Annotated in this window: 11 protein-coding genes; 4 read left to right on the top strand and 7 right to left on the bottom strand. The window is 43.5% G+C overall.

What is annotated here, in order from left to right; translation table 11 throughout:
* Nucleotides 1-6: 6 nt before the first annotated feature.
* The 5 genes from DTQ70_RS08460 to DTQ70_RS08440 form a co-directional block, all read right to left on the bottom strand.
* Entirely contained in the window at nucleotides 7-456 is a 450-nt protein-coding gene (locus DTQ70_RS08460) for a DUF6252 family protein (protein ID WP_164489929.1), read from the bottom strand.
* Between the two features lie 85 nt (nucleotides 457-541).
* Nucleotides 542-2797, bottom strand: coding sequence for a VWD domain-containing protein (locus DTQ70_RS08455; RefSeq protein ID WP_122930409.1), 2256 nt, complete (start codon nucleotides 2795-2797; stop codon nucleotides 542-544).
* A 12-nt stretch (nucleotides 2798-2809) separates the two neighbouring features.
* The gene (locus DTQ70_RS08450; RefSeq protein ID WP_122930408.1) at nucleotides 2810-3964 is read right to left on the bottom strand and encodes a tail fiber domain-containing protein; all 1155 of its coding nucleotides are present in this window, start codon (nucleotides 3962-3964) and stop codon (nucleotides 2810-2812) included.
* A gap of 16 nt (nucleotides 3965-3980) precedes the next feature.
* Entirely contained in the window at nucleotides 3981-5411 is a 1431-nt protein-coding gene (locus tag DTQ70_RS08445) for a tail fiber domain-containing protein (RefSeq protein ID WP_122930407.1), read from the bottom strand.
* Nucleotides 5412-5426: 15 nt separating this feature from the next.
* Nucleotides 5427-5627: a response regulator transcription factor gene (locus DTQ70_RS08440; protein WP_206019655.1), complete on the bottom strand. Its 201-nt coding sequence runs from the start codon at nucleotides 5625-5627 to the stop codon at nucleotides 5427-5429.
* A 643-nt stretch (nucleotides 5628-6270) separates the two neighbouring features.
* Here DTQ70_RS08440 and DTQ70_RS08435 point away from each other — a divergent pair.
* Nucleotides 6271-7956 (top strand): histidine kinase, encoded by a 1686-nt coding sequence (locus tag DTQ70_RS08435; RefSeq protein ID WP_164489928.1) that lies wholly within the window; start codon nucleotides 6271-6273, stop codon nucleotides 7954-7956.
* Here DTQ70_RS08435 and DTQ70_RS08430 read toward each other — a convergent pair.
* The gene (locus DTQ70_RS08430; RefSeq protein WP_122930405.1) at nucleotides 7934-8569 is read right to left on the bottom strand and encodes a response regulator transcription factor; all 636 of its coding nucleotides are present in this window, start codon (nucleotides 8567-8569) and stop codon (nucleotides 7934-7936) included. The two genes, DTQ70_RS08435 and DTQ70_RS08430, sit on opposite strands and share 23 nt — an antisense overlap.
* A gap of 75 nt (nucleotides 8570-8644) precedes the next feature.
* Nucleotides 8645-11089: a TonB-dependent receptor gene (locus DTQ70_RS08425; protein WP_122930404.1), complete on the bottom strand. Its 2445-nt coding sequence runs from the start codon at nucleotides 11087-11089 to the stop codon at nucleotides 8645-8647.
* A gap of 250 nt (nucleotides 11090-11339) precedes the next feature.
* Here DTQ70_RS08425 and DTQ70_RS08420 point away from each other — a divergent pair, with 250 nt between their 5' ends.
* The 3 genes from DTQ70_RS08420 to DTQ70_RS08410 all read left to right on the top strand — a co-directional run bounded on the left by DTQ70_RS08420 (nucleotide 11340) and on the right by DTQ70_RS08410 (nucleotide 16706).
* On the top strand, nucleotides 11340-12368 hold the full coding sequence (locus tag DTQ70_RS08420; RefSeq protein ID WP_164489927.1) for a sensor histidine kinase: 1029 nt from the start codon (nucleotides 11340-11342) through the stop codon (nucleotides 12366-12368).
* Between the two features lie 75 nt (nucleotides 12369-12443).
* A complete protein-coding gene (locus DTQ70_RS08415) occupies nucleotides 12444-13145 on the top strand; it encodes a LytTR family DNA-binding domain-containing protein (RefSeq protein WP_122930402.1) in 702 nt (233 codons plus the stop codon).
* Between the two features lie 159 nt (nucleotides 13146-13304).
* Nucleotides 13305-16706, top strand: a complete 3402-nt coding sequence (locus DTQ70_RS08410; protein ID WP_122930401.1) for a DUF2126 domain-containing protein — start codon at nucleotides 13305-13307, stop codon at nucleotides 16704-16706.
* The last annotated feature ends 1 nt before the right edge of the window (nucleotide 16707 follow it).

Below are 16707 nucleotides of genomic sequence, written 5' to 3'. Positions count from 1 at the left end.
AAAGATTTAGAAATCTACTGAAAATTTACCCTTGTCAATGTTAATAACAGCCCCATTATCACCACCTTGAAAATTAAATGTACCTTCGGCCTTGTTGGTGGTGGCATTGTTGATAGTAATAGTACCTGCCGTTACATAGAACTCCTTTCCATCGGTTTTAGTGAATTTATTGGCTGCAACAATGATCCCTTTGCCCGTAGCAGCAAGCTCAATGGTTGTACCAGATTTCAGTCCAGAATTAGGGATATACAATGCAATACCTCCTTCTTTCCCATCTCTACCAATGATAGTGAGTTTCTCAAAATCCTTCAAAGCGGTTACGGTGTTGGTGGCTTTCCAGGGCTGTCCATCCACGTCACATTCGATACTGCCATTCATGAGTCCTTGTGGTGTTTCCTCATCGTTACAGGCTATATTCGTCATTACGAAAAAAATAAAACTGAATAATCTAAGCATTTTCATAAGTTTTAAGTGTTAGTTTTTCTGATATAAATACATAAATAACAGGGCAAGAAGGTTCTTCAATATTTTTATTTTATTATCATTTTTCTACGATGATGTCAATAAAATACCACTGCATACCTGAGGTATCTTGGCCACTTTTGGTGATACGAAATACTCCACTCTTACCCTGCTCAGTAACGAAACCGAACAGAAACGTATTCTGTAATAGGGTGGGTTTACACTGCAAATTGCTCTCCCGTACCATTACAGTACTGGCGGACTCCTCTCTATTGAATGATTTTTTTAGATGAGTGGCAAGGTCTTTCTTGGTTCTGATAAAATTCCAAAAACTAATGGGTACGTCATGGCCCTCGTTGTACTCTGCTTTGAGATAAACAATCTGCCCTTTTTGAAACTTCGCCCAATCTTTTTGGATGATTTCCCAAGTTGGATTAGTCCCACAAGAGATACCACAGGTTTTGAATGTAAAGGGAGTAGCCAATGTATGGGAGCAGTACTCAGTAGCTATGGCATCTATTTTGGTGGCATTGGCAGCTCCTTCTCGCAGTTTATAGACTTTACCTTCGTCAAAATCAATTAGGTTTAGTTGCTCCAAATTGGTTTGGGAAGGAGCAACTTCAAGGCGTACATTCTGGAACAACTTTAAGTCGCTGTTGTTTGCTAATGGTACAGCAGGAGCAATACCATCGGCTTGTTGCATCCACAGCGACGACTCAGCAAGGTTCTCGTCGCCTGTGATGGCCACATCAAAGACACAATCTTGAAGGTAGTCTTTATCACTTACTCCTGCCTGTTGGCAGACATTTCTTGCCCATTCTAAGCGCGATTCATCAATGCTGGGCTTGGCTCTCGGAAAATTGCGATCCGTATATGAATCGGTATTTTTGCCTGTGTCATATACAAACAGCGACTGTGCTGCTTTGACACGCCAACTTTCGGCAAATGCCCCATGAATGTTGGCTACATCGGCTTCTATAAGTGTGCCTGCGCTAAGGGCTAAATCATTGTCGGGATCGCCATCAAAGTTACCCAAAATGCCACTAACTTTTCCTGCACGTGTAGCAGAGAGTACTACGAGGTAGTCGAGTAAGTAGTAGTCGCCTAACGATCGAATCGTCACTATATCACCTTGTGTATTGGAAAGCGTATAAGCTTCGCCATATTTACGTAGCACAGTTCCATTGCTCAAAGCACGTTCGGCAAAAGGTGTACTGACAATTGAACGATTGATATAAAGCCTTGATGGACTGGCATTTATCTGCACAAAATCAGTACCCATCTTGACAGCCACTGCGGTATTGACCGTAGCGATACCCGTGTTGTTGTAATCTTCTTGGCGTGCCTGAATCTCTAAGTCATTGGTGGTAGATTTAAGGATGATAAACTCACCATGTGCTTGAAAATCATAGTCAAGTTCGTCTAAGGTGCGAATGTGCGGGTCGCCTGTACTACGGGCGGGGGGCTTAGGTTGTTGCTTGTCGCAATCACAGTTGGCTTGGGCAGCTGCACTGGCCAAAAATCCTGACGCGCAACTTTGGATAAAATTGTACGGTTGCCCAGCAAAAGCGTTCAATTCTCCTTCTAAACAGCCCGCACCACCATTGGCTAAATCAGACGCACTCGGGCATTCGACAGCGGGTTTTGATTGAGCAATGTTGGCCAATACCTGCAAGGCACTCATACAATTTTGGTAAGTATTGTAAGCACTCAAAATAGCAGCAGGTATTCCTGCACCAGTACCAAATTCCGCAATTCCCAAAGCACAACCTGCGGCATTGAAGGCAAAGTAAGCAGCAGCGGCAGCAGCATATTTTGTGTCATCACATTCTTTGGCAACTCGTGCATTGCGAAGGTCTTGTTTGAGATTACTACAGGCCGCCTCAGCCCATTTGAGGGCATTATCACTTAACTTTTGATTTTTCAGTACGCTTATTTGAGTTTGCGTATCGGTTTGATAAGTAGTAATGGTAAAAGTCTTATTGGCAAGGTTATAATCTGAAAATACCAACGTGTAATTCTTAGAAAGCCTCATCCATTTAGGTAAATAATCATCATTGAGTCCGTACAATATCCAATCTTGGGTTTTGCTATCCACTACCATTACATAATCAATGGTTTTGAGATAGCCCTCACTGTTTTTTAAACCAAATACAAACACATCTTTATCAATATTTGGGTCACGAAAATATTGTCCCAGTGATGTCTCTGCATTACGAAAAGCCCGTTGTTTGATTTGGCTAAAAGCAATTGAACCATCTGGATTGACCCCATCTTTCTGCTTATTGCAGGCTACTATCAAAAAGTGAAGTAAGTATGAGAGTAGTTTTTTCATAGTTCGGGGATATTATTTATCACCTATTTTTGATTGAAGCAATACTTCTATTTGGATAAGCCTCTCTTCAAGTTTTCCCAACCGCCCACTCAATTCATTATTACTCGCCCTTGATTCTTCGTTCATCATTTTCCACTTTTCATTTTCTGCTTTCAACTCCTTCACGGCCTCTACTAAATGGGGAATCAAGCCCGTATAATCAACCGATAAATAACCGTCGGTGTCTGTTTGTACCAATTCAGGGAAGATTTTTTGGATTTCTTGGGCAATAAAACCCGTTTGAAGGTTTTTATTTTTTTCGTTTCGGAGGTAGTAGTGATACCCTTTCAACTGATTGATAGAAGTCAAAGAATTGGACAGATTGCGAAAATCTTTTTTCAAACGAATATCAGAGCATATCGTGGGAGATGTCGCATGGCAAATAGCCAGATTATTTACATTCCAACGCTGGATAGCCACGCCATTGCCCCACACCATCAACTCATTATCGCCAAACATACCTACATATCCGACATTGTTGCCTGAACTATTATCGAAAAATATTCCAGCATCGCCGAAATTGTTTTTTTTAAGCCGTAATCTTCCTACAAATATTCCTCCGTAGGAATTGAGAGAAAATCCCTGTACGCCAATACCATCAGGAGCAGACCCGAAAACCCCGACACCCTGAGGTGCAGATGCAAAGCCCCCAACACCAACACCACTAATTGTGGCACCATAAACTGCTCTCCCAAAATCAGAGTTAGCTGAAACTCCGTCTCCTAAATTTGTTGAATGTGCAAAAATTGCAGGAGCATTATTATTAGCATAAACATTTAATAGAGCATAGCCAAAATCAACGGAATTTCCTATTTGGATTTTTGTTCCGTCATTTTTCATCAAGCCATCGGCTATCCATCCACTTCCATTGTTTCTTAGCGTTTGGTTGGCTGTGCCGCTTGGGAGGGTGTTTGTACCTGATAAATTCAACCATGAACTTCCATTGCTGTATTGGTGGGTATTATCGGTCGTATTGTATAAGACTGTCCCGATGCCTACACTATTGGCTGCGGGTCGGCTACTCGTTGTAAAAGCAGGAAAAGAGATACCGCTTGGCGATAATAAGCCACTTTGTGCATGAGAAATTACCGAAACTACACAAAGGCAGAAAATTAGTTTGAACTTCATATTGGCGAGTGTTTCGTTACTTCGTTGTCGAGTGTATCAAGGATTCTATTTGTCTTTCAAGTTTTGAAAATCTCCCCATTAGTTCGGTGTTTCCCATTTTCATTGCCTCATTCTCCTTTTTCAATTCCTTCACCGCTTCAATGAGGTGCGGCACTAAACCTACGTAATTGACTGAGAGCATGCCCTTGTCGTCTTCGTGGACGAGTTCGGGGAAAAGTTCGCGGATTTCTTGGGCAATTACCCCCGTTTGTAGATCTTTGGAGGTGGTGTCGCTTTTCCAATAATAATGGTATGTATTCGTTTTGAGCAGTTTAGAAAGCGAGTTGGTCAAAGGTTTGGGGTCTTTTTTAAGACGGCGGTCAGATATGTTGGTGTACGCGCCCGTGGCCGTTACTTCGCCATTAGGGCCAAAGTCCACGTATTTGCCCCCGTTTTGAGTCCAAAAACGGTAGTTGTGAAATGCCATCATCATTTGGTAGTCGGCAGTATTGGCGACTTGGGGAGTGGCATTGGAAGAATGCCCCCCGATGGCAAACGAACGAAGCCTGCCGCTTGTCGAGGCATTGAAGCCCATTGCTGTTGAATTTTCGCCGCTGGCAAGATTCCCAAAACCTATTGTAGTAGCATTTACGGCCGTAGCAGATGAACTAGCTCCTATCGCCACGGTATAATTATTACCAGCGGTTGTATTATATCCCAACGAAATAGCAGTATAACCACTGGCCTCAGCCTGCCAACCTGCGGCAAGCGCATTTTCACCACTTGCATTAGAATACGCCCCTGCCGCAACTGACCTGAAACCACTTGCAACACTAAAGCCTCCGATGGCAGTTGAACGATCTCCACTTGCAGTAGTTCCATACCCCATTGCAGTTGATGAATTCCCACTGGCTAACGTACTGTCCCCCAACGCCGTAGCAGCCCAACCCTGAGCCTTGGTAAAACGTCCCATCGCTGTAGCTGTATTCCCAGTGGCGCTGCTGCTTACGCCCATGACTGTGGCATAATGCCCCGTAGCAAGAGTCGAACTACCAAAAGCCAGTGAGTTAAAACCATTTGCGTAGGCATTATTACCCATTGCCACCGCGTAGTCTTTGTCGGCCCCCGAATAAGCACCTAAGGCCATCGAATATTTACCTTTAGCCAGTGTCCCGTAACCCAAACCCATTGAAAAAAGCCCTATCTCAGAGGCATTCCACTCAGTCGATTCAGCTGTTCCCACCCTGAAAGCCGACCGCGACGGTATCCACATCAAACGTGTACCTTGCCCCGAAACGGGAGCTACGGGAGGATTCGTGGTGTTATTACTACTTGCCGTGAGACCCGAACTGTTTTTTGACAGGATTCCGTTGGCTCCGTTAGGCTCAATCAAAACCGAGGATTGAGCCACAACTTCAAGCCCAGTGAGGAGGAAGAAAATAGGGTAAAGGAAAAATGATTTTTTCATAAAACTTGACTTTAGTTATATAATTCCCTGACTTTTAGCCACTTTTAACGCTTCTGCAACTCGGCTTACGCCCAGTTTACGGTACAATTTTTTGCGGTGACTCTCAATTGTATTGACACTTAGCGACAATTGTTCCGCAATTTGGGAGGTTGAGAGTCCGTCTTGAATAAGTCTTAAAACTTCTCCCTCACGGGGAGTAACGGTTATCGACGCCATTGAGATAGTGAGTTTTAAACACCACAAAAATCAGAATAAGAAGGCGAAAGGGGTTTCACGGAAAACCGTGATTTTTGCTCACGGTTTTCCGTGATTTGGGAAGCAGGTATAAATACGTATTTTCACGTAAAACTTTAATTATCAGGCAGCTTAATTGTATTGAATTACGTATTTCTGTATTTTAGGCACCACATTTATCATGGCTATTACTTCTATGAAGTACTTAATGCTCATCCTACTGCTAGGGCTTGTCTTTCTGGCTGCCAACGGCCAAAACAGTACTTTGCCCAACATTAACCTCGACCGACGGTCAAATGTCGATTATGTAGATAGTCTTATAAATATAGGTAAAGAGTTCTTGAGAAATACTGTTTCAAAAAAAAGTAGTCCAGTAACCGATATATCAAAACTTGAAGCTCTGTCCTATTTGGCTACAATGTATAGGTACAGATCAGGAAAAAGAGATAGTGTATTGTTTTATACTGATAAATTAATAACGCTTGCTCGACAAATAAAACAGCCTAGTTTCCAACTAAAGGGGCTTTACTCCAATGCTTTATATTATCAAATTACTGTTCCTAATTATCTTAAAGCACTAGAGTATTGTCACGAAGCTTTACGGCTTATTGACCAAGCCCCAACCATGAAAATTGAAATTTGGAGATTTAAACTAATTATGGGGGAAATTTTAATCAAGCTTGAGCAATATCCTAAAGCATTGACAATCTTACAGGACGTTAAGCATGAATTAGAAAATATGACTGACTATCAAAAAGTTAATATAGAAAAATTTCAGTTTCACTATGTCAACGTACTTCAACAAATTGGTAATATTTATCGCATTATAAAACGTTTTGATGAAAGCGAAAAAAATTTGTTAGCAGCTGTTGACCAAATTAAAAATACGAATAGTGCCACATCTTTTTACTACTTGTACGCGGATTTGGGGGAGCTATATTATCACACAAAAGAGTACGAAAAGGCAAACAATTTTTATGCTAAAGCAGAAATCGAAGCAACGAAAATCAACAATATCAATCAGAAACGTTACGTGTGGGCATGGATGGCCAACATCTACCACCTACTTAAACATCATGATTTAGCTCAAGAATATGCTCAAAAAAGCATAGCATCAGGCGGGCTACTTGTTACACAAAGACTTGGTTACAAGGCACTTTATGGAATATTTGAATCTAAAAATGAGTGGGAAAAAGCACTTATGAATTACAAAGAGTTCCATCGAATTACTGATAGCCTACTCACAAGACGAAAACTGACGGAGGCGATTAGCCTCCAAAACCAATTCGAACTTGACCAATTAGCCCTGCGAAGCCGCCAGGCGCAAGAAATTGAAGCCCAGAAGTTGGTAGCGTTGCAAAAGCAAGCGGAACTCGACAGGGTGCGCGCCCAAGCTACCCAAGATGCACTCACTGCCCAAACCATTGAAATGGAACTAAAGAACAGGCTCGAAACTCAGTCGCTCAAAACCCAAGCACAACGCATACAAAACAATCAAGTTAGAAAAATAAAAGAACTCGAAATCAGCGAACTGAGTCACCGTTTAGCGCTCCAACAGCGCACGCAAAACTTCCTTTGGATTGGAACGGGGCTTTTGGTTTTACTCTTAGGAGGGATTTTTTGGTATAACCGACTCCTTTCTTTTAAAAACGTGCAATTAGCCACCAAAAACCAGGAAATAACCGAAGCACTTTTGCGTGGCCAAACTACCGAACGCAAACGTGTTGCGGCCGAATTGCACGATAACCTCGGCGGGCTACTGGGCGCACTTAAAATGACAACCAACGCGCTCAATGCCAATTCGCTCCGCCCCCAAGAGAAAGCAATTTACGGAGAAATCGTCTCGATGATTGATGACGCCAACGCCCAAGTCCGCTCCCTTTCTCACAATTTACTTCCGCAAGAACTCGAAAAACACGGGCTTATTCCGAGCCTTGAGCGGCTGGTAAGTAAGCTAAACTTGGGTAGTAAAACGCATTTCAAATTAGAAATTAGCGGCTTTTCCCAGCGACTCAACCCACAAACGGAAGTACATCTCTACGCCATCATTCTCGAACTTTGTAACAACATTCTCAAACACGCCCAGGCCACCCAAGCCTTCATTGAACTTCACCAACAGGCCCATCATTCGCTTCTGTTGGTCAGTGACAATGGCAAAGGCTTCGACTTTGGCTCCAACGCCGAAAAAGGTGTAGGCTTTCAAAACCTACAAGAGCGAGCTAGAATATTGGGCAATCAACTAATGATTCGTTCGCAGCAGGGGGAAGGAACCGTCATTAGTCTTAAATTTAATCAACTAAACCATGCCTGATGGCAAACTTTATCAGCCCAATTGAATTTTTGACGCCCAGTTTTTTCAGTAGGTTTTTTCGATGCGTTTCAATGGTATTGACACTCACAAAAAGCTTTTCCGCAATTTCGTTGGTATTCATTTCTTGAGCTACCAGTTTCAAAACTTCGATTTCACGTTCAGAAAGCACTAACGTATTAGAGATTACTTCAGTATGGTGCGTGGCGGGTGTTCGGCTCAACTCCTGAATCACGGAAGAGCTAAGGTAAACCTCTCCTTTCTCAATCATCGCTAATGCCTTGGAGAGCTCCCATTTATCAATAGTTTTTGAACCAAAACCCAGTACCCCAGCTCTAAGTGCCTCCCTGATCAAGTGCGCCTCGTCAATCATTGAGAGAATCATTATTTTCACCTGAGGATGGTGTTCTCTAATTTGTAAGGCAAGTTCTACGCCCCCAATTTCGGGCATTTGCAAGTCGCTAATCACAACATCTACCTCGTTGGAGGCAAGCTTTTGTAGCGCTGCTCTACCACTTCCCACCGTAGCAACGACATCCACATTTTCACTTTCGCTAAGCAATGCCGCCAAACTTTGTCCAAAAATAAGATGGTCGTCCACAATTAAAATTCGCATCTTGGTACAATAAGGATAAGTATCCAAAAATAGAAAAAATACTGGATTATGACCGCCATCTGTCTTCAAATATTGCTACTGCACCCTTCCTTTTTCATCGTCGGCGGCATTGTCGTTGTGTCGTCGCTTTCGGGCAAAGGTCTCTTTTCCAAAACGATACGTAAAAGCAACACCAATCCGCTGGGTATCTGATTCATTGGTCTGGAAAAACTGAGCTTGTTTGATTCCTACCGAGCGATTGTGGCGTATCCAAGAGTGAAATACATCATCTATTGTAAGACGAATACTGGCTTTGTCTTTCCAAATTTTCTTCTGAGCCGCCACCCATACTCGGTACATTCCATCGGTATAGGCTTGCCCGTTTAGGTCTGAACTTGCATAATATCCTGACAAGTCGGCGCTCCATCCTTTGGCGAATCGAAATTGGTTATAAACCTCAAACCGCGCGATGTAAGCTGTTAGATTCAATTTTTCGGTATAACTCATACCATTGAGGCCCAGTTTCGATAATCGCAACGTGTAAATCAAATTCCACCATTTGGCTGGCGAAGCAGACACCGTAGTGTTCAGCAACAGCATAGAACCCTTCGCAACGTTGTTGGGACGAGTAATAAAAATCGTGTCCACCGCCTCTGTCGTTTGAAAAATAATGTTGGTAAAATGATTGTAACTCACCCCCATTTGTAGCCAATGCTTGTGTTGAAATTTCACTTCAACGCGGTTTTGGTATTGGGGCAACAGCAACGGATTACCAGCGGTATAAGAATATTGGTCTCTAAAAAATAAAAACGGATTAAACGACTGGTAATCAGGGTGATATATCCGACGCGTAAAGCTCAAATTCAACGAATTTCTGTTCAAACTATCCAATTTATAATTGATAAAAACCGCAGGAAACAGCTTTGTATAATTTTTGGTAAACGTACTTCCTTTCACCGCTTCGTTACCCAGTTGATTACCCCACGCTTGGGTCGTTTCGCCGCGTAGCCCTAGCTGCACACCTACCCTTTTCCACTCTTTTCGGGTATTTACGTAAGCCGCATGGATATTTTCGCGGTACATAAAATGATTCGATTTCGTGTTGTCGATGCGTTGGGTTAAGCCAATGACGTCAAAATAGTCCGAACGATTGTCGTTATCAATCACACTCGATTTGAGACCTGCCTCCCAACTCCCTTTGTTCTTCAAGGGATGAACATAGTCCACTTTTGCGGTATAGATTTTGATGTTAATGGGTACGAGGTACAGAAACTCTTCGCTATCGTTCAACGCACCCTCGGGCCAGTAACTAAAATTCTGAACACGCTGATTGCCATTAGAAAGATAATTAAGGTAGTTTATATCCGCCATCAATTCGCGTCCTTTGGAGTTGAATTTATGCTGAAAGTTAAGATTACCACCCACATTTTTTCTTTTGTCGGCAATGCCAGTTACCCCATCCCCTACGGCATCAAGCAAGCGGGCAGCATTGTAGTTATTGCTTTGATAATCAGTCACTGAACTGCGACTCCCTCCATTTAAGTTCAACAAAAATCCGTACGTATTTTTTGAATTTGCAGCATAATCTAACCCCAAAATCCCATTCAGGCTTTTGGCAATCGTAACCGCATTGTTAAGCAACTCAACGCTGGAAACTTGTTGCCCCTCCGCCGCGTAGAAGCGTCGGTCAAATACATCCAAGTTGTAGTTTTTCTCACGGTTGACGCCCAAGTTGGTAAATATATTCAGCTTTTTGTGGTTGTAATTTAGGTTCATAGAGCCATTATTTCTTCCATACACCCCTTGGCTGGAAGCCATTGAAACGTTCCCCATAAAGCCCCCTGCTCGGTTCTTTTTCAGGCGAATATTAATGATGGCATTACCTGCTGCATCGTATTTTGATGACGGATTGTCCATCAATTCAATTTTATCCAATAAGCCCCCTGGCAGTGATTTCAGGTACGCCGCCAAATCTTGCCCCGACATGTACGTAGCCCGACCATCAATCAACACCAAAATGCCACTTTTACCATTGAGACTAATCTCGCCATTCATTCCTATCGTCACCCCAGGTGTTTTTTCTAGTACTTCCAACGTGTTACTCGTGGCGCTGCTAATCATAGATTCGACGTTGACAATCGTCTTATCAATATCTTGTTCAATCAACGGGCGTTTGGCCTTGACGACCACTTCTTTCAATTCAATGTTTTTGGCAGGTAAAAGCACGATGATAGGCAATACTAGGGTAGTTCGACTATCATCCAACGTCAATATCGTACTCATAAAAGGCTTTTGCCCCACGGCTGTAATAGCCAATAGGTAAGCACCATTGGGTAGTTTATTGAACTGAAACTTACCATCTGAATTGGTAATTTCTCCCAAAATCATGGTCGAATCCGAGGCTTTTAAAAGTTTAACTGTAGCTCCAGGAATGGTTTCATTTTGGGTGTCTTTTACCCTACCACTGATGTTTCTGGAAGCCGTTTGGGCAAAAAGTGTAGATGACAAAAAGGTCAATAACAAAATGGCTGCTGATTTCATGTCGTTGTTTTTTAGCGTTGGTCAATTTTGACGAAGCAAATTTGCGTTGGCAGTTTTGCGCGCTAAAAAAAACCTGTCGTATCTTGCCAAAAGTCTGACAGAATACTGATTTTGGATGTCGAACTGGTTGGTGGTCTTCCAACAGGTTTCCGTCAGCGTTTTGGAAGTGTTCGTCCTGAAAATAGTCTTGCATTTCCCCAATTATTCAACTTTGCTGCCAGTTCAATCAACACACGTAAACAGTACGCCCATGAGTACTCCACAAAGTCACTGGCTAACTTCTTTTTTCGGGAAACAGCTCTATATTTACCTATCGCTTCTGTTCAGCGTTCCTTTATTTTTGATGATTGAAGTCTATGTCAGAAACGTAGGAATCCACGAAGATGAAGCCACGGCCTCAGCCATTACGTTTTTATTTATAGTAGGTGTATTTGCTGGAAGGTATCTTTCTCAACTCTGGATTTCCCCCAACAAAACCATTGATAATGAATACATTATTGCGATGATTTTGTTAATTATTGGGTGTATTATCGCGGTATTTGTTCTTCCTTTTCAAGGAAATCGGCTCATCAAATTTTTATTTTGGATTCCCCTCGTATTTATCCCTCTGCTTTTGGGAGGTTTGATTAAAGTAGTGAGGCACAATGTTCAATTTCAATTGCGCGAAGCCCAAACGTCGGCCGCCCACAGTAAGAGTGAATTGCAGCTGCTACAGTCCCAGCTAAGTCCCCATTTTTTGTTCAACACGCTCAATAATCTGTACGGATTGTCGATTACCCAGCACGAAAAAATCCCGCCACTTTTATTAAAACTGGCTGATTTACTGCGGTATTCGGTCTATGACACCAAAGAAGTATTTGTCCCGTTGAAGGACGAACTGACCTACATCAACAATTACATAGATTTTGAAAAAATACGCATTGGCGAACGGCTAATGCTTACCAGCGCGTTCGAGTCACTTTCTCGGCCCGACATCAAAATCGCCCCCATGTTGCTGATTGTATTTATCGAAAATGCCTTTAAACACTCCAAAAACACCGCCGACGAACATATTTTTGTAGAAATCACGCTCAAAACCTGGGCAGATTCAATTCTGTTTTCAGTAAAAAATTCATTTGGTGTGCCACAAGAAGGCGAAAATATGATTGACAAACACAGCGGATTTGGTCTGGTAAGTATTAGAAAACGACTGGAATTGCTTTATCCTAATGAACATGAGTTAAGAATTGAAGAGGCAGAAGGTTTTTATCAAATCATGTTGCGACTGAAGATGAAGTGAGAGATGAGCGATGAGTTAGGAGATATGAGTAATTTTCGATTTCTTACCTCCTAATTCTTACTTCCTAATTCAATTATGCGCCAACTCAATTGCTTGATTGTTGACGATGAGCCCATTGCGCGGGAAATCATCAAAGCGTATTGCAGTCATTTACCGATGCTTCACATCGTGGCTTCGGTGGGCAATGCGCTGGAAGCCAAAACGATTTTACAAACCCAGCAAGTTGACCTTCTTTTTTTGGACATCAATATGCCCATTTTGAACGGCATTTCTTTTCTAAAAACCCTCAAACATCCACCACAGGTTATTTTTACCACAGCCTACAAAGAATACGCGATTGATGCCTTTGACCTAGCCGCCTGCGATTATTTGCTCAAACCTTTCTCACTCGAACGCTTTATTGTGGCAGTGGACAAAGTACTTAGCCCCCTAGCCCCCAATGGGGGAACCATTAACGTTGAAAAAAAAGAAGATTATTTATTTCTAAAAGCAGAGGGAAAAATTTTCAAAATCCTGCACGACGAATTGCTGTTTGCAGAAGCGCAGGGAAATTATACGAAGGTTGTCACTACGCAACATACGCTGCTGCCAAGTATGACTTTTTCAAGTTTTGAGGAATTACTTCCGACAACGCATTTTTTACGGGTGCATCGTTCGTTTTTGATTAATAAAGCTAGAATCACCCACATCGAGGGAAATCGCGTTTTTATCCAGTCCCATGAGGTGCCCATTGGTAGTAGTTACCGCGAAGGATTTCTAAAAAGTCTCGGACTTTGAATGAATGGCCTGCAGTCGCTTATTACTCCTCAAAGGAAAAGTATAATTTTTCAGGTCTGGGCTTATTTTATCCAACATTTTTTGCTTTTTTTACATAGAACGTCTTTCGACGGTTTCTTGTCAACCCACTGTTAACTTCTTAACTTTTCGTTGCTGGCTATGTCAATAAAAGTTGCTATTTCCCACAAAACCAAGTACATCTTCGACCGTAGCGTAAGCCTTTCTCCTCACGTATTTCGGTTACGGCCAGCGCCCCACTCACGGACGCCCATCGAAGGGTATTCTTTCAAAATTTCGCCAAAAAACCACTTTATCAATTGGCAACAAGACCCTTTTGGCAACTACCAAGCGCGGGTTGTTTTTCCCGAAAAAACCACTGAGTTAAGCATCGAAGTAGAGGTCATTGCCCGAATGCAGGTCATCAACCCATTCGATTTTTTTGTGGAAGAGTATGCCACCAAGTTCCCGTTCAAATACGATGAGCTGCTTAGTAAAGAGCTTATTCCGTACTTAGAAGCGCGCGAAACAGGGCCTTTGTTGATGGATTGGATTGAAAAAAACAAAATCACAACCGATATCAATACCGTTGATTATTTGGTACACCTCAATCAACGGATTTTTAGCGACTTGTTTTACAATGTACGCATGGAGCCTGGCGTACAAACGTGCGAAGAAACCCTCACCAAACGTAGCGGCTCATGCCGCGATTCGGCTTGGTTGTTCGTGCAAGTACTTCGTCATTTAGGAATTGCAGCGCGGTTTGTATCTGGCTATTTGGTGCAGTTGACTTCTGATGTTAAATCACTAGATGGCCCCTCGGGGCCTGAAAAAGATTTTACCGATTTGCACGCTTGGGTAGAAGCCTATATTCCTGGGGCAGGCTGGATTGGGCTAGACCCTACTTCGGGGCTGTTTGCCAGTGAAGGGCACATACCACTTTGCTGTACGCCAGATTTTGCAAGCGCCGCTCCAGTGACGGGAGCCACTGACGTTTGCGAGGTTTCGTTTGAATTTGACAACCAAGTGTTTCGGATTCACGAAGACCCACGGGTCACTAAACCCTACAGCGAGTCGCAATGGGAAGCCATTATGCAAGTCGGAAATGTTGTCGAAAAAGACTTACAAGACGGCGACGTACGGCTCACAATGGGTGGCGAACCTACCTTTGTTTCGATTGACGATTACGAGTCGCCCGAATGGAATTCCGCCGCCGACGGGCCACTCAAGCGCAAGCTGGCGTACGACTTGGCCTTGCGCTTAAAAAATCGCTTTGCCCACGGTGGTTTGTTGCACTTTGGGCAAGGGAAGTGGTATCCAGGTGAATTGTTCCCACGCTGGCAATATGCACTTTACTGGCGGAACGACGGGTTGCCAATCTGGAAAAATGATGCGCTGGTAGCCAAAGAAAATGAAACAAATTATACGTTTGAAGATGCCCATATTTTTGCCCAAGAGCTAACAAAATACCTGGGAATCAATCCTCAAAATCTAAAGCCAACTTACGAAGACCCGATTTATTGGGCGTTAGAGGAAGGCAAACTGCCCGTGAATCTTGACCCACTTGAGGTGAATCTGAAAGATTCGATTCAACGGCAAACAATGGCTAAAATTTTTGAAAAAGGCTTAAACAACCCTACTGGTTACGTATTACCCCTCAAATGGCAGTATGAAACCAACGCTTGGACGAGCTGTTTGTGGGAATTTAGAAGGAAGCATGTCTTTTTAATCCCTGGAAATTCTCCCGCTGGTTTGCGTTTGCCTTTAGAATCTTTGCCTAAGGTTGCAAAAGAAAAAAAAGAGCCCATCGTAGAACGGAGTCCTTTTGAGGAATTGGATGACCTAGGAACCCACCACGCCGCTGCCGAAAAAAGATACGGAACCATTGCGCCTGATTATCAATTACCTACCTCTTCCAAAAACGAATCGGAAGATGAAGAGGACAAATCCATTCTTTTTGAATTGAATACTTTCACCACTGCCTTGTCGGTGGAAGAAAGGGATGGAATCATTTACGTTTTTTTACCCCCAACAGATTATTTGGAGCACTACCTCGACTTGGTTGCTTCGGTAGAAGTAACGGCCGAGAAATTACAAATGCCTGTGCGAATTGAAGGCTATACACCGCCTTCGGACTACCGTATCCAAAAATTGATGGTTACGCCTGACCCTGGGGTAATTGAAGTGAATATTCACCCCGCTAAAACTTGGCAAGAACTTGTTGACAACACAACAGCCCTCTACGAAGAAGCTTTTCTAGCACGCCTTGGTACGGACAAGTTTATGGTGGACGGCCGTCATACAGGCACGGGCGGTGGTAACCACGTGACCATTGGTGGCGCCAAACCTGCCGATAGCCCCGTGCTTCGTCGGCCAGATTTGCTGCGTAGTTTGCTTACCTACTGGCAGCATCACCCCGCGTTGAGTTATTTGTTTGCGGGGCCATTTATTGGCCCTACTAGCCAAGCACCACGTTTCGACGAAGGCCGCGATGAGCGTTTGTACGAAGTTGAAATTGCTTTCGACCAAATCCCAGAAAACAAAGACGTTCCGTTTTGGATGGTGGACAGGATATTTAGAAACCTGTTGGTGGACATCACAGGCAATACCCACCGTACCGAATTTTGCATTGACAAACTTTACTCGCCCGACTCTTCTACGGGCCGCCTGGGGATTCTCGAATTTAGGGCATTTGATATGCCTCCCCACAAGCACATGAACTTGGTGCAAAACCTCTTGGTGCGGGCGTTGATTGCCAAATTTTGGAAACAACCTTACAAGAAAAAACTCATTCGCTGGGGCACTGAGCTACACGACCGCTTCTTGCTGCCACACTTTGCATATCTCGACATGGTGGATGTCGTCAATGACTTAAAAGACACAGGCTATCACTTCGACATTTCGTGGTTTGATGCCTTCTTTGAGTTCCGATTCCCGCATTATGGCAATATTTCTGTCGGGAATATTCAGCTCGATTTGCGACTTGGCATTGAGCCTTGGCACGTCTTGGGTGAAGAACTCTCTAGCGCTGGCACGGCTCGTTTTGTCGATTCGTCGCTCGAACGCCTTCAAGTCAAAGTAAGTGGTTTTGTGGAAGAACGTCACATCCTGATTTGTAATGGCTGCCGTGTGCCGTTGCGCAGCACAGGCGTGAAGGGAGAGTACGTCTCGGGGATTCGCTACAAAGCCTGGAACCCACCGTCGGCGCTGCACCCTACAGTTGGTGTGGATGCCCCCTTGGTATTCGACATTGTGGATACTTGGAATAACCGCGTACTGGGAGGTTGTACGTATTTTGTCACTCACCCGGGCGGCCGCAGCTTCGATACCTACCCTGTCAATAGTTATGAGGCCGAATCGCGGCGAATTAGTCGTTTCTGGGATTTTGGGCATACGCCTTCGGCCAAGCAAGACGCTATCGAAGTAATTACAAACCAAGGCGGTTCGGTTTCGCGTTTTATGGCCGAAAACAAAAAAGACCTCAAAATTGACACCCCTATTGAACTTATCAATCCTGAATACCCAACGACGCTCGACTTACGCCGTTTTTGGCGGGCGCGTTAGT

It is taken from the genome of Runella sp. SP2, from assembly GCF_003711225.1.
Taxonomy (GTDB): domain Bacteria; phylum Bacteroidota; class Bacteroidia; order Cytophagales; family Spirosomataceae; genus Runella.
The sequence above is the reverse complement of the archived record's forward strand: the minus strand, read 5'-3'. Positions and strand labels throughout refer to the sequence as shown.